This window comes from Paenibacillus sp. FSL R7-0198 (assembly GCF_038000415.1).
Taxonomy (GTDB): Bacteria; Bacillota; Bacilli; order Paenibacillales; family Paenibacillaceae; genus Paenibacillus.
Window position 1 is genome coordinate 1,323,089 of sequence record NZ_JBBOCB010000001.1, and the last position, 14,870, is coordinate 1,337,958.

Sequence of the window (14,870 nt, forward strand, 5' to 3'; positions counted from 1 at the left end):
CTCCTCCTCTTCGCTAGAGTGCTATTAGGACTCTACGGAGAACAGATAATAATACACCGGCTGTCCTCCAAGATGTACCTCTACCTCAGCATCAGGATACTGTACTTCAAGCCATGCAGCGAGGGCAGCAGTAACCTCAGGGTCAGCTTCGTCCCCTTCAAGGATCGTCACCACTTCATCTCCGCTCTCCATCATCTGTTTGAGCAGACCTTCACATGCTTGGAGCATAGTTTCATCCGTCGCTACAATTTTGGAGTTATGAATACCGATATAGTGCCCCGCCTTGATATCCAATTCATCATATTGCGTATCACGAACCGCATGAGTCACTTGACCGGACTGTACCCGGCTAATAGCTTCCAACATTTGGTCACGGTTTGTTTCCGCAGACTCATCTTCCTGGAAAGCAAAAGCAGCAGCCATTCCCTGTGGAATGGTCTTGCTTGGAATAACCGTAATCCGGCGCTCATCTTCAAGCAATTCACGAGCCTGCTCCGCAGCCAGTACAATATTCGAGTTATTCGGGAGTATAAATACCTGCTCCGCAGCAATGGAACGAACGGCTTTTACAAAATCCTCAGTACTCGGATTCATCGTCTGTCCACCGGACAGAACAACATCAACGCCAAGACTTTGGAAAATCTCTGCAATACCGTCACCGGAGGATACCGCAATAAAACCATACGGTGCCATCTCATCTGCAGGAAGCACAGCCTCTTCCATACTGCGCGCCGCCTCAGGTGGAATCTCTGCAAACAATTCAGGTGATGGAGCAATGTCCATGCCTGCTGTCAAGAGATCCCGATGCTGTTCACGCATATTGAGAATATGAATCTGTGTAATCTCACCATAATGCAGCGCCAGGTTTAATACATCGCCTGGTGTCTTGGAATGGACATGAACTTTGATGACTTCATCATCGGCAATGATAATGATCGAATCCCCATTAACTGACAACGCTTTCCGGAATGCTTCGTCATCAAATGCCACTCCTGCATTCTCTCCAAGCTCGCGGTTAATGAAAAATTCCATATCATACAGGAATTCAATATCTTCCGTTTCCAGTCTCGCCTGAGCAGACAATGGCATCTCTGGTGCAATCACCTGCTGCTGTGCAGGCTTCTTGATATCCACTTCTGTCGGTGCAGCCGGTTTCAAAGCAGATGCTGCCGCGGATGGGGTTACTTCTTTGTTCAGTGAAGTACGACTCCCTCCGTCACTTTGCAGCAATACTTCCATAAAGCCCTCGTAGATATATACAAGCCCCTGACCACCTGAATCCACAACACCAACCTGTTTCAGTACAGGCAGTAATTCCGGAGTCATTGCCAGTGCTTCTTTTGCTTTTAACAAAACTTCATTCATTAATTCAGTAATATCATTCGTCCGTCTTGCGTAGTAGTTGGCATGTTTCGCCGCTTCCTTGGCTACGGTAAGAATGGTCCCTTCAACGGGCTTTACGACTGCTTTGTAAGCTGCGTCAACACCGTTCTGCAGGGCTGCTGCAAATTGGAGCGTATTCAGTTCCTCATAGGGAGCAGCTGAACGACTAAAACCACGGAACAATTGCGACAGAATAACTCCTGAATTCCCCCGTGCGCCCATAAGCAGGCCTTTCGATAGAATACCGGCAGCTTCGCCGATGGAGGCAGAACTTTTTCTTTTAATCTCTGCAACTCCTGCACTCATTGTCAAATTCATGTTCGTTCCCGTGTCACCATCCGGCACAGGGAAAACATTCAGGGAATTGACGTGCTCTGCATGCTGTCCAAGTTGTTCCGCTCCGGCAAGTACCATTGCGGTGAAATCTGTTCCATTTAAAGAACGTATACTCAAGTGAGAATTCCCCTTCCTAGCTTGATACACGAACACCTTGCACCAAGATGTGTCTGGTCTGTTCATGCGCTAACGCGGACTGCGTTATTCTTCGTCCATACCTTGTCCGGCACAGGCATACAATACAACATGTCAGCCGGATTAACGGTCTGGGCGGCCGGGCTACCAATATCCTGCACTCTCTGCACCCCTAACTTCGGGGCATACGGATATGCACCGGTATCAAGAGCCGGCATGAATGCCGCATGGAGACTGGTGCCAATGATGGAATGCCGCAGCTCACAGCGTTGCCAAAAAGCAGACCACCGACCTCTAAGTACGGTTTATTCTCCGACTTCCTCGCGGCAACAGCCTGTTCACCACTGTATTATGGACTACTCAACATTGTACTATATTAGACAGGAGAAATAAATAAAGTTTTTGGATCAGTTGACGAAGCTTTTTTAATTATGATATTATATTCAAGTATTGTTTTATGCAGGTTAAGTAATGGAAATGATCCGGTTCATGCCGGCTTAAACAACGCCATTAGCTACTGAAACCTGATCTTTATGATCAGGAAGAACAATTTAGTCCTTATGGAATGACTTTTCGTTTCTGAAGGCAACTGGTTATTTTAGGATAGGAGGTGTAATCTATGTCTCGCAAATGTTATGTGACAGGTAAGAAACCGGGCACCGGTAACCACGTATCCCACGCTAACAACCGTAACCGTCGTACTTGGGGCGTAAACGTTCAGAAGGTCCGCATTCTCGTTGACGGCAAACCAAAACGTGTATACGTAAGCACCCGTGCACTGAAAGCCGGTAAAGTGACTCGCGTATAATCACGCAAAGCTACTATAAATCGGGTAAGCAAAAAGCACCTTGTTCCTTGCAGGTGCTTTTTTGGTATTCAAAAAAGGGATTCTTGAATACGCTCATTAACATGTGAATGGCCGCCGCATGGCGCTTCGCAGGTACGAATTCCAGATAAGACTGAGCCAAAGCGGCGGTATTCCCTGTTACCTTATCAATCGGATCAGTTCTTTTGAAACGTATTAAGAATTGCCTTTACAAACCCTCCCAAAAACTTCGGCAGTTTGAATGTGTAAAATTTCATAATTCACCCTCCCCATCATGCTCATGCGTCCGCCGTATCCTATGCTTCAGGCCTTCTTTACCTCAAACACGACAAAAAAGGCTACATGAGAAACCTGCTCATGTAACCATATTTATGCGGAACCTTCGATCCCTATTCCACAATGACAAGCCCGAAGATCAGGTCATTTACGTTTGGGCAGGAATATATTGATAGACAGCGATCATGAAAACACTCAGTACATAATACAGTATGCTGAATATGACAAAAGTAACCCGATGCCCGGTACGATCAAATTTGCGGAAATACATAATAACAACGCCCACCCCGATTAATGACGTGATGGCATTAAACGGGGATTGAATAACCGCAAACAAAGCAAGCACAAGTCCCGTCACGAGACTCGCAGCCATCGTCCACAGTGTCTCCTTAAGGGTCATAGATCAGCCTCCGTAGCTACGGCGAATTTCAGTAATCGCGGCAGCACGATCCTCACGTCCAAATACGGCACTCCCAGCAACGAGCACATCTGCTCCAGCTTCCACTACAAGCGGGGCTGTATCGGCTGCAATTCCGCCATCTACTTCGATATGTACATCATGGCGTCCCTTTTCGTTCAACCAGGTACGAATCTGCTTGATTTTGTTCATCGTACCCGAGATAAATGCCTGTCCGCCAAAGCCAGGATTGACCGTCATAACAAGAACCATGTCCACATCATCCAGCACTTCGAGAATGGCAGACGCTGGCGTTCCCGGATTAAGGGCAACTCCTGCCTTCACTCCTTGCTCCTTGATCAGGTGAATAACTCGGTGCAGATGCACACAAGCCTCAGCATGAACGGTAATTACCGCTGCACCCGCTTTGGCAAATTCCTCAACATAACGCTCCGGATTCTCAATCATCAAATGCACATCGAGCGGCAAGCTTGTATGTGGAGCGATCGCCTTCACAATCGCAGGTCCAAGCGTAATATTAGGGACGAAATGACCGTCCATAACGTCAACATGAATCCAGTCTCCTCCTGCAGCTTGAGCTTCTGCAACTTCCGCACCAAGGCGGGCAAAATCAGCTGATAATATCGATGGGGCAATTTTAATCATGTTAATACCTCCGCTTCTTATCTTTCATTTCGGTCAGGAACAGCACATAGTGCTGATATCGGCTTTCGGAGATCAGACCTTCCTCCTTGGCCGCAAGCACACGACAACCTGGTTCATGTGTATGGGTACAACCTCGGAATTTGCACTGATCTGCAAACTGGGCGAATTCCCGGAAACAAGTGGAGAGTTCCTCCACACCGATCTCCAGAAAGTCCAGTTGGCTGAATCCTGGCGTATCCGCAACAAATCCACCATTATCCAACGGAATAAGCTCCACGTGCCTGGTGGTGTGTTTCCCTCGTCCTAGACGCATGCTAATCGCATTTGTCTCCAGCGTCAGGCCCGGCATCAATGCATTTAACATCGAAGACTTGCCTACACCGGATTGTCCGGAGAATACGCTGATCTTACCAGCCAGACGGTCTCTGAGCAATTCACTGCCTTCACCGGTACGTGAACTTGTGGAGATCACTTCATAACCAACCTGTTCATACAATGCTTTCACTTCAGCAACAGTGTCTTTGGCTGGATCAGCCAAATCCAGTTTGGTCAACACAATGAGTGCATCCAGCCCCGCCTGCTCGATGTGAACAAGGAACTTGTCCAACAGGTTCAGGTTCATATCCGGTTCCTTCACAGAGAACACGAGAACAGCCAAACTTACATTGGCTACAGGAGGACGGATAAGTTCCGTCTCACGCTTCCGAATTTCATCAACCGTTCCTTCTCCGTTCTCAGTCAACATGTAGCTGACGCGATCACCTACAAGCGGTGACGTTCCCCGTTTTCTGAAGATACCTCTGGCTCGACATTGAACGGCGGAACCTTCAACCGAAGGAACCCCGTTGTCTTCCACTGGCATGACATAATAGTAACCGCTTAGCGCTTTAACGATGATACCTTCTGGCATAGCTCCGTCGCCCTCCTTTAGATGGTGGTACATTCACTCCAGACGCCAGCATAAGCCGCCCTTATGGACGGCTTGATGCGTTAACGACTTCCTTTTTCTTCTCTTTTTCCTTGCCGTGCCCCTTACCATTATTCATGGCAGAAGTGTCCTCATCTACACTGTCACCTTCACCGTCTGCCGGTGTGGACTCAGGTTCACCTTCCTGATTGGGATCAACACTGCCTTCATCAACGCTACCTTCACCTGGATCAGGCTCGTTTTCTGGCGGCGTCTCAGTGCTTTGTTCCGGGTCAATGGAAGGTACATTTACTGTTCCGTTTTTGGCGTCACTGTAGGAGACAAGATACGTATCCAGGAACTGTCCATCACGATATACGGACACAGCCCCATTTTCATTTGGAGCGAGCACAAGTGGAATGGTCAAGGTCTGGGTTGAGTTCACAGTGCGTGTTCCCCATTCCTGATTCTTGCCGCGTGCATCTTCATATGTGATACGAATTTTACTGTTTTTGCCCTCTTCTTTGGGTGACACATTGATATTAAAAGGATATTGCAGCGCTTCAGGCGGATACCCTGTACTGATAAAGATCGTAATCTTATCACCAGGACTCACCTCTGTGCCCGCTTCCACAGGCCATTGCTGCGTCACTTTTCCCTTTTCTATCGTATAGCTTGGTTCTTCCTGCACCTGAGCAAGTTCCAGTCCAGCAGATTTAAGCTTTTCTTCAGCTTCACTGCGGGTAAGATTTTTCAGTTCAGGCATTTTGACCGTTTCAGTGCCTTTACTTACGGTTAACTCAATCTGAACTATCGCAGGATCAAATTCCTCATTCACACCCGGTGTCTGGGAAATAACAGAACCTGAAGCCACATCATTGGAGAAGTCATCTTTCCGCTGAATCTGATCTTCCTTAATGCCAAGCGCAGTCAACTTCTTGACAGCCTCATCATAAGGGTCTTGCTTGACATCAATCATCTTCACCAGTTCTTTTTCTGCACCAACACTGATCTGGACCTCCGAACCTTCTTTGACAACATCGCCTTCTTTTCTGCTCTGGTCATAGACGATACCCGGTTCAACACCTTCCTGGTACATACGGATGACCTCATCACTGACGACGAGTCCTTTCTCCTCAAGCATTTCACGAGCCTTTTCTTCCGTCTGGGTAATCACGTTAGGTACGGTTACTTCAGGTACAACGAGCATACCCTTGACATACCATACAACGCCCACCATGGCGATTAGAATAAGAACGGTTAATGAAATGAGTAGAGCTGGCTTCTTCCAGCTCTTCGATTTTGCCTTACCCTTTCCCGTTTCTTCGTCAGACTCCATCACAGGCACTGCACCCGTCGATGTAACTCCGCGAGGTTCAGGCTTGATGGCTGGCATAACGCGAGTCTGATCTATATCATCCTCATCCGGAAAATCAATCTTCGTTTCATTACGTCTCTCCGGCATCAGGCAAGTTTCCAGATCGGTCTGCATTTCTTTGGCCGACTGATAACGTTCCTGAGGATTTTTACGCATGGATTTTAAGATGACATTTTCCACACTTTGCGGAATCAACGGATTGAATTTGCGTGGTTCATCGAATTCTTCCTGCAAATGTTTCAATGCCACACTGATTGGACTTTCACCCAGAAACGGAAGTTGCCCGGTAAGCATTTGGTAAAGTACGATCCCAAGAGAATATAAGTCCGATTTTTCACCAGTAACGATGCCTTTGGCATGCTCCGGTGAGAAGTAATGTACAGAACCAACTACGGAACCCGTCTGCGTAATCGTTGTAGATGTAACCGCACGGGCAATCCCGAAATCCGTTACTTTCACGCGGCCATTCCGGCCAATTAATATATTGTGGGGTTTGATATCCCGATGAATGATTTGATTATGATGTGCATGATCAAGAGCATCTGCAATCTGGGAAGCGATTCGCACCGATTCGTCCACCTGCAGAGGGGCGCGTTCTTTAATAATTTCATTCAGGTTTTTGCCTTCCACGTACTCCATGACAATATAATGAACGTCATCTTCCTGCCCCACGTCATAAATACTAACTACATTCGGATGAGACAGCGATGCTGCCGACTGTGCTTCCCTGCGGAAACGGCGAATAAACTCTTCGTCATGCACAAACTGTTGTCTAAGGACTTTGATCGCTACATTCCGGTTTAACAGAAGATCCTGGGCTTTGTACACAAGAGCCATGCCGCCACCGCCGACACGCTCAATCACTTCATAGCGTCCGCCTAGCTGGTGCCCAATCATGACTCACACCCCGTTTCCGTATCCACGGAACCTTCCCTCTGCAACTCGAACAAAGCAACCGTGATGTTGTCGTCTCCCCCAGCAAGTAAAGCCAACTGAAGCAGTCGGTCTGCACGATCCTCCAATGCCAGTTCCAGATTGCCGGCAACCTGAATAATCTGCTCATTGCTGACCAGGTTACTGAGACCATCACTGCACAGGAGAAGAACTTCGCCTTCCTCCAGCTTGACAGTATCCAGATCTACCTTCACCTCGGCATCTGTTCCAAGCGCACGAGTTAGTACGTTGCGACGTGGATGATGGGACACATCTTCTTTGCTAATCTGACCATTTTTGAACAATTCATTCACCAGTGTATGGTCCTCGGTTAGCTGGATCACAGCTTTGTTCGCAATTTTGTAGGCTCTGCTATCACCGATGTGTCCAATAACACCTTCCGTATCGTTCAATAATGCCGCAACCACCGTTGTTCCCATGTTATGGTACTTGTCATCTGTGGATGCCGTGCGGAAGATAACTTCGTTGGCATGCAAAATAGCATCGCTGAGAGCTGCAGACAGAGACGCATGTGACAGACCTGGTTCCAATGTTCCCAGATCTTTCACCAACGTCTCTACTGCCAAGCGGCTTGCCGTATCCCCTGCAAGGTGTCCACCCATGCCATCGGCAACAATACCCAGAATATATCCTGTATCGAGATTACGAATCCAGGCTGAATCTTCATTCACCGAACGCACTCGTCCGATATGGCTCACATGAACTGTTTTGATCAAAACGTTCTCACCTCAACTCCATATGCTTTGCACGAAGCTGACCGCAAGCGGCAGCAATATCATGTCCCTGTTCACGACGAATGGTTACATTAACACCCTGTTCCGAGAGAATCTTTTGAAAATTGAAAATGTCACTTCTCGATGTTCTTACGTATTTGCGTTCAGGTACATGGTTAACCGGAATCAGATTCACGTGGCACAACATGTTCTTAAGCACACTTGCCAGTTCTGCTGCATGCTCTGGCTGATCGTTTACCCCACCAATAAGTGCATACTCAAACGTAATTCTGCGACCTGTTTTGGCCAGATAATAACGAAGGGACTCCATCACGTCTTCAAAAGGAAAACGCCGGTTAACCGGCATCAATTTCGAACGCAGTGCATCATTTGGTGCATGGATCGAAATGGCGAGGTTAATCTGTGTATCTTCATCTGCAAACTTGTAGATGTTCGGAACGATTCCGCTCGTGGATACCGTGATGTGGCGCTGACCGATGTTCAGCCCTTTTTCATGAATCATAATGCGCAGGAAAGTCATCGTAGCTTCATAGTTTTCGAAAGGTTCACCCGAACCCATGATCACGATGCTGCTGACACGCTCGTTGCGTTCATCCAAAATTTTCTGAGCCTGCACAACCTGGGCAACAATCTCACCAGCCGTAAGGTTACGCTTGAGTCCACCCAATGTGGATGCACAGAACGTACAACCAATACGACAACCAACCTGTGTGGTTACACAGATGCTGTTCCCGTAATTATGCTTCATAATTACTGTCTCAATGGCATGATCATCATGAAGACCAAAGAGGAATTTAACCGTGCCATCTTTGGATTCAAACTTGGTAATTTCCTTAAGCGTTACAAATTCAAATTGCTCTGTCAGCTTTTCACGCAATGGCTTGGACAGATTGGTCATTTCACTGAAATCATTCACACGTTTTACATAAATCCAGTCAAAGATTTGGCCACCGCGAAACGCCGGCTCCCCATTCTCCACAGCCCATTGCTGCAGTTGTTCCAGAGAATAATCATATATAAAAGGTTTCATTTTGTTGTCAACACCTATTCCTTCTTTTCTTTTCGTTGGCTTCCTTCTTTTCGTTCCATTCGTCCTATTCTATCACAAAGACCACGTTACATCCATGTATACCCTTGATATCTGTACTTCATGCATTATAACATCTCAATGCCGCCATCGCACCCTGTCATCACATTCTCTGACAATTATATCGAAGTCCCATCACAAAGAAATCCGCCGAAGTTCCCCTCGGCGGTCATACTTCCGTGCTCTATTAAACTGTTATTTCGCTGTTTTTGTCAACCGTGCGATGAAAAATCCGTCGCTGTGAGCGTATTGTGGCAAAATCTGAATACCACCGTTCACAACCTTCAAGTTCGCTGTCTCCGATTCAGACCAGACGGATGCTTCTGCTGGATTATATTCCGGATGTCGATTCAAGAAGTCTGCCACCATATCCTCATTCTCAGCAGGCTCAATGGTACACGTGCTATACACCAGAATACCCCCTGGTTTTAACAACGGTGCAACCCGATCAAGCAATTCACGCTGCAAGCCTGCGATATCTTCGATATCTTCTACGGTTTTGGTCCATTTCACATCTGGCTTGCGTCGAATAACACCCAGACCTGAACATGGTGCATCCAGCAAAATGCGGTCAAACGACGCTTCCGGATACCGTTCGTTCAGATCAAGAGCATCTCCAGTTACAGCATCGATGCAGCTCAGACCGAGACGCTCCGCCTGATCCAGGATCAGCTGGCGCTTGTGAGCATGTACATCATTCGCGACAATACGACCGCGATCCTGCATTTTCTCCGCCATGTGAGCTGTTTTACCACCTGGAGCTGCGCAGCAATCCAATACAAGTTGGTCTTCTTCCGGCGCAACGGCTTCAGCGACAAGCATGGAACTTTCATCCTGTACAGAGAACAGGCCATCCCGATACCAGGACGTTAGAGCCATATTTCCGCCACTACGTACAAGAATACCATCGGAACTCAGGCGAGAAGCTTCAACGACTGCACCTGTGCTGGCCATCTCATGCATCAGTTTCTCCCGTGTGGTCATTGTGGTGTTGACCCGAACACTCACCGCTGGCGGCTCGTTATTCGCACGACAGATCGCTTCCGCCGTCTCTTCGCCGTACTGGGCAATCCAACGTTTAACCATCCATAACGGGTGGGAATGCTCCAGTGAAATACGTTCGGCAACGGGCAGATGTTCTGGAATACGAAGTTCATCCCGATTACGGATCATATTGCGAAGTACACCATTCACCATGCCCGAGATTCCCTGATGGCCCAGTTTCTTCGCCAGATTAACCGCTTCGCTCACCACGGCATGTTCCGGAATACGATCCAGGTATATCATCTGGTATACGCTGATTCGCAGCAGGCTACGAACCCATGGTTGCAGTTTGGATACTCCTTTGGCCACGTAACGTTCCAGAAAATAATCAAGTGTATTCAATCTGGCGATTGTTCCATACACCAATTCGGTAGCGAGTCCAGCATCTGCGGGGCTTAAATCTGCCTCTTTCAGACGACGGTTCAACTCCAGATTACTGTATGCTCCATCTTGCTCAACAGCACTCAGAACTTTGACTGCCAATGCACGAGCAGATGTTTTGGGTTTCTGGGAGCGAGATGCACCATCCGATTTACCCGAATTCGGACGACGGTTTCCTTCACGCCCGGATGAATTTCCAGTAGCTTTCTGGCCTTTTCCTGACGAACGACCTGGTATGTTACCGCTCATCGCAGCACCGTTCCAGGTTTCAGTGTACCACCGCGAGCAAAGTCAGCAGCTTGCATCACCTTTTTGCCTGCAGGTTGCACTTCAGTCAACCAGAGGGACCCATCGCCTGTGCGAACTTCAATCCCTGCCTTGCCCAATTGAAGCACGGTTCCCGGCTCTGCTTGTCCAGCTTCCGAAGAAGTTGCCTGATCCACCTGATTGGGGTTAGCCGCAGCCCAGACTTTGAAGACCTGATCTTCCCACATCGTAAATGCACCGGAGAACGGTACAAGGCCGCGGATCTGATTGAACAGTTCACGTGAAGTACGACTCCAGTCCATTTTCTCGTCATCCCGAGTCAGATTGCGAGCATACGAAGCCTCGGCATCATCCTGAGGGACCGCCGTTGTCTCGCCTGCTATCAATCGTGGCATTTCTGCCTGAAGCAGTTTGGAACCAGCCTCACTTAATTTATCAAACATCGATCCTGATGTATCTTCATCCGTAATTGGCAGTTCCACACGAGAGATCATATCTCCGGTGTCCAAGCCTTCGGCCATATACATCAATGTGACTCCTGTCACGGATTCACCGTTAATAATGGAACGTTGGATCGGGGCTCCACCGCGATATTTTGGCAAAAGTGAGCCATGCACGTTCACACAACCGCGAACAGGCATATCCAGCACGGCTTTGGGCAGAATCTGTCCAAAGGCCGCGGTCACGATCAGATCCGGCTTCCATTCAGCCAAGCGGGCTACGGCTTCCGGATCACGCAATTTAACAGGTTGAAACACCGGCAGACCGTGGCGTTCTGCCGCGGCCTTAACCGGTGTTGGCGTAAGTACTTTTTTGCGTCCCTGTGGTTTATCAGGCTGAGTCACCACACCCACCACATTGTATCCCTCTGCCATCAGCATATCGAGAGAAGGAACTGCAAATTCAGGTGTTCCCATAAAAACAATATTCAAATCGATCACTCCTTAATTACGACGCGGTCCCGTTTGATCGGCTGCAATTTCGTACACTTTCTCGGCGACATCCGTAAAGAGTACGCCATCCAGATGATCAATCTCATGCTGGAATGCACGGGACAGCAAGCCACTACCCGTAATAATCAACTCTTTGCCTTCACGATCCAGACCTTTAACCGTAACGGTCTCGAAACGGCGAACATCACCATTAATTCCAGGGATACTCAGACAACCTTCCGGTCCAAATTGTTCTCCCTCACTTGCAATGATCTCCGGGTTAATCATCTTGATCAGCCCTTGCTCATCACCTGCGTCGATAACAATCAGACGTTTCAAAATTCCAACCTGTGGCGCAGCAAGACCTACACCTTCCGCATCGTACATGGTATCAGCCATATCATCCAGCAATTTTTGTACGTTCGGTGTAATTTTAGTTACTTCTTTGGCTCTCTTGTGGAGCACCTCATCTGGTTCTTGCACGATAATGCGAATCGACATGTTGTAAGCACCTTCCTAATCCTCATCATAATTTCAGGACGATATCTGTATTTTTGGGGTATTCATTTTAATCTATGTTTATACCGCTTGTTTACATCCGCATTGCTGCAAAATGCTTACATTAACATTTGCGGGTCTACATCCAGACTAATAAGCAATTTCTGCGCCTGAACATCATCGTCCATGCGCCGGGCCGTAGCCAGAGCTAGTCCTATGGCGTCTACATCCCCCCGCCATTTTATCATACATTGGAATCTGTATCTATTCTTGATCCGAGGAATCGGGGATGCTACCGGCCCTAGTACATCAAAGGCATCATTGCTGAAACGATCCAGACTGCCAAGCCATCCGGCCGCATTAGCCTTCTCTTTCAGTATTCGCGTATAGTTCTCGGCAAGACGAATCAATACCGGAAGCTGCTCATGCGAAAAGGTCACCAGAATCAAGCGACAGTATGGCGGATATTGTAGATTGCGACGGTGCAGCAGTTCTTCACGTACAAACGACACATAGTCATGCTGACTCGCATGCCCGATAGAGTAGTGCTCCGGCGTATAAGACTGGACAAACACCTCACCAGGCAATTGGTGCCGACCCGCTCGGCCTGCTACCTGAGTTAGTAACTGAAACGTTTTTTCGGCAGCACGAAAATCAGGCAAATTCAATGCTGAATCCGCTGTTATCACGCCAACCAGAGTCACATCAGGGAAATCAAGTCCCTTCGCAACCATCTGGGTGCCCAGCAATACGTCAGCCTTTTTCTCACGAAACTGTTTCAGCAGCTTCTCGTGAGCCCCTTTTTCCGTTGTTGTATCCACATCCATCCGTATGACCCGAATACCCGGAAATAACTTCGCAAGCTCTTCCTCAACCCGTTGTGTACCTGTACCAAAGTATCGAATATGCTCACTTCCACAATCCGGGCACACTTCCGGAGCTGCTTCCGCATACCCGCAGTAATGACAACGGAGATTATTGGAGCGCTGATGGTACGTCAATGAAATATCACATTCGGGACAACCTGCCACATATCCACAACTTCGGCACATGACAAAGGTCGAATACCCACGGCGATTCAGCAGAAGCACCGTCTGTTCACCACGCTCCAAGCGCTCCTCCAACCCTTTGTGCAAAGCCCTGCTGAACATGGAGCGGTTGCCGTCCTTCAACTCTTCACGCATGTCAACGATTCGCACTTCAGGCAGCTTGTTCCCCAGTGCCCGTGTTGGCATCTCCAGTAAGAGTGGTGCAAAATCATCATTACTTTGCGAGCGTGCTGCATAATAACTTTCCAGCGAAGGTGTCGCTGAACCCAGAACAACCACGGCCTGATGCTGCTGTGCTCTTTTTACCGCTACATCACGAGCATGATATTTCGGAGTTTCCTCCTGTTTGTAGGAAGTCTCGTGTTCTTCATCCATAATGATCAATCCAAGCCGACTGAATGGAGCAAATACGGCTGAACGCGCCCCAATCGCAACCTTCACCTGACCCTCACGAATCTTGCGCCATTCATCATAACGTTCACCGCCAGACAGACGACTGTGCATAACAGCGACCTGGTCACCGAAGCGCCCTTTGAAGCGCTCTACCATCTGTGGTGTCAGTGCAATCTCGGGCACCAGTACGATGGCCTGCCGATCCTGTTCGATGCATTGTTGAATGGTTTGAAGATAGACTTCCGTCTTGCCACTTCCCGTAACACCATGTAGCAAAAACACCCCATGGCGTTGTTCCTGTAATCGGCCATTGATATTGTCGTAGACAAGTTTTTGCTCATCGGTCAGAACCAGCGGTTCAGTCGCTTTGAACGTCCTGCCCTGATAAGGGTCACGGAAGACCTCAACATCCTCGGTGACGATCAATCCCTTTTCCTCAAGACCCTTAATCGTTGCGGCTGATACCTGCAGTGTAGATAACACTTCTTTCATCGGCATGGGCAGCAGTTCTTTCATTTCCAGCAAAAAAGCCAGAATCTCCTTCTGCCGCTGTGCTTTCGCCGGGAATGAAGCAAGTGCTTCCTGCGCAGCAGCAATATCTACAGCCAGATCAACGGACTTCATCGTTTTTTTATTTAACTTGTCCTTGATGGCCTGACTCTCCAGCAGTACACCACCAAGCAATAATTTCTTGATTAGTGCAGCATGATTGGGATATTTTCGACTCAGTTGTTGCAGCGGTACCTGACCCCGACTTTTGACAAAACGGATGATATCCTGCTGTACTTTCTCGGTAGTAGACTCTTCTCCCCAAACAAATAACACCTCATCATCCGGTTGTGCACCCGCCATCTGTCCATCAAGTGCATCTCCCAGCGAGATGTATCGCTCTGCTTTCCCTTTCAATGCCGTCGGCACCATGACCTGCAATGACAAAATCCGGTTACTGGCGTAACGTCCACTCATCCATTCAGCCAAATCAACCAAATCCTTTGACAACGGGGGAACAATGTCCAGCAACTCCTGAATCTGCTTAAGCTTGAATGATTCCTCTCCGGTACGCGGCACAAGATCAATCACGAATCCCTGCACCGTCCGATGCCCAAAAGGTACACCCACCCGGCTGCCAATCTCGATCCATTCCTTCATCGATTCAGGTACCAGGTAATCAAACGGCCGGTCTGTTTCCTTCACGGGAACATCGACTATGACCTTGGCAATCTCCAT

General features: G+C 48.3%; 14 protein-coding genes. 1 reads left to right on the forward strand and 13 read right to left on the reverse strand.

Features of this window, described 5'->3' with window-relative positions:
• Positions 1 to 24: 24 nt before the first annotated feature.
• Both MKY87_RS05570 and MKY87_RS05575 read right to left on the reverse strand, forming a co-directional pair.
• On the reverse strand, positions 25 to 1,836 hold the full coding sequence (locus MKY87_RS05570; RefSeq protein ID WP_339782776.1) for a DAK2 domain-containing protein: 1,812 nt from the start codon (positions 1,834 to 1,836) through the stop codon (positions 25 to 27).
• 62 nt (positions 1,837 to 1,898) lie between these two features.
• Positions 1,899 to 2,072: a hypothetical protein gene (locus MKY87_RS05575; RefSeq protein WP_155985128.1), complete on the reverse strand. Its 174-nt coding sequence runs from the start codon at positions 2,070 to 2,072 to the stop codon at positions 1,899 to 1,901.
• A 401-nt stretch (positions 2,073 to 2,473) separates the two neighbouring features.
• Between MKY87_RS05575 and rpmB the strand changes: the two genes are divergently transcribed.
• Positions 2,474 to 2,662: a 50S ribosomal protein L28 gene (gene rpmB, locus MKY87_RS05580; protein WP_017687459.1), complete on the forward strand. Its 189-nt coding sequence runs from the start codon at positions 2,474 to 2,476 to the stop codon at positions 2,660 to 2,662.
• Between the two features lie 194 nt (positions 2,663 to 2,856).
• On the opposite strand, the gene spoVM is transcribed toward rpmB, so the two are convergent.
• The 11 genes from spoVM to priA form a co-directional block, all read right to left on the reverse strand.
• On the reverse strand, positions 2,857 to 2,937 hold the full coding sequence (gene spoVM, locus MKY87_RS05585) for a stage V sporulation protein SpoVM (RefSeq protein WP_019424875.1): 81 nt from the start codon (positions 2,935 to 2,937) through the stop codon (positions 2,857 to 2,859).
• Positions 2,938 to 3,104: 167 nt separating this feature from the next.
• Positions 3,105 to 3,356: a hypothetical protein gene (locus MKY87_RS05590; protein WP_091014322.1), complete on the reverse strand. Its 252-nt coding sequence runs from the start codon at positions 3,354 to 3,356 to the stop codon at positions 3,105 to 3,107.
• 3 nt (positions 3,357 to 3,359) lie between these two features.
• Entirely contained in the window at positions 3,360 to 4,019 is a 660-nt protein-coding gene (gene rpe, locus MKY87_RS05595) for a ribulose-phosphate 3-epimerase (RefSeq protein WP_017687456.1), read from the reverse strand.
• Between the two features lies 1 nt (position 4,020).
• Positions 4,021 to 4,929, reverse strand: coding sequence for a ribosome small subunit-dependent GTPase A (rsgA, locus tag MKY87_RS05600; protein WP_017687455.1), 909 nt, complete (start codon positions 4,927 to 4,929; stop codon positions 4,021 to 4,023).
• A gap of 61 nt (positions 4,930 to 4,990) precedes the next feature.
• Entirely contained in the window at positions 4,991 to 7,201 is a 2,211-nt protein-coding gene (gene pknB, locus MKY87_RS05605) for a Stk1 family PASTA domain-containing Ser/Thr kinase (protein ID WP_339782774.1), read from the reverse strand.
• Positions 7,198 to 7,974, reverse strand: a complete 777-nt coding sequence (locus MKY87_RS05610; RefSeq protein ID WP_036614606.1) for a Stp1/IreP family PP2C-type Ser/Thr phosphatase — start codon at positions 7,972 to 7,974, stop codon at positions 7,198 to 7,200. The genes pknB and MKY87_RS05610 overlap by 4 nt, the downstream gene beginning before the upstream one ends.
• A 7-nt stretch (positions 7,975 to 7,981) precedes the next feature.
• Positions 7,982 to 9,022: a 23S rRNA (adenine(2503)-C(2))-methyltransferase RlmN gene (rlmN, locus tag MKY87_RS05615; protein ID WP_017687452.1), complete on the reverse strand. Its 1,041-nt coding sequence runs from the start codon at positions 9,020 to 9,022 to the stop codon at positions 7,982 to 7,984.
• Between the two features lie 252 nt (positions 9,023 to 9,274).
• Positions 9,275 to 10,753 carry a 16S rRNA (cytosine(967)-C(5))-methyltransferase RsmB gene (gene rsmB, locus MKY87_RS05620; RefSeq protein WP_340963276.1) on the reverse strand — a complete coding sequence of 493 codons (1,479 nt, stop codon included), beginning with the start codon at positions 10,751 to 10,753 and terminating at the stop codon, positions 9,275 to 9,277.
• Positions 10,750 to 11,703 (reverse strand): methionyl-tRNA formyltransferase, encoded by a 954-nt coding sequence (gene fmt / locus MKY87_RS05625; protein ID WP_340963279.1) that lies wholly within the window; start codon positions 11,701 to 11,703, stop codon positions 10,750 to 10,752. The genes rsmB and fmt overlap by 4 nt, the downstream gene beginning before the upstream one ends.
• Positions 11,704 to 11,715: 12 nt before the next feature.
• A complete protein-coding gene (def, locus tag MKY87_RS05630; RefSeq protein ID WP_017687449.1) occupies positions 11,716 to 12,204 on the reverse strand; it encodes a peptide deformylase in 489 nt (162 codons plus the stop codon).
• Between the two features lie 116 nt (positions 12,205 to 12,320).
• The gene (gene priA / locus MKY87_RS05635; RefSeq protein WP_339782759.1) at positions 12,321 to 14,870 is read right to left on the reverse strand and encodes a primosomal protein N'; all 2,550 of its coding nucleotides are present in this window, start codon (positions 14,868 to 14,870) and stop codon (positions 12,321 to 12,323) included.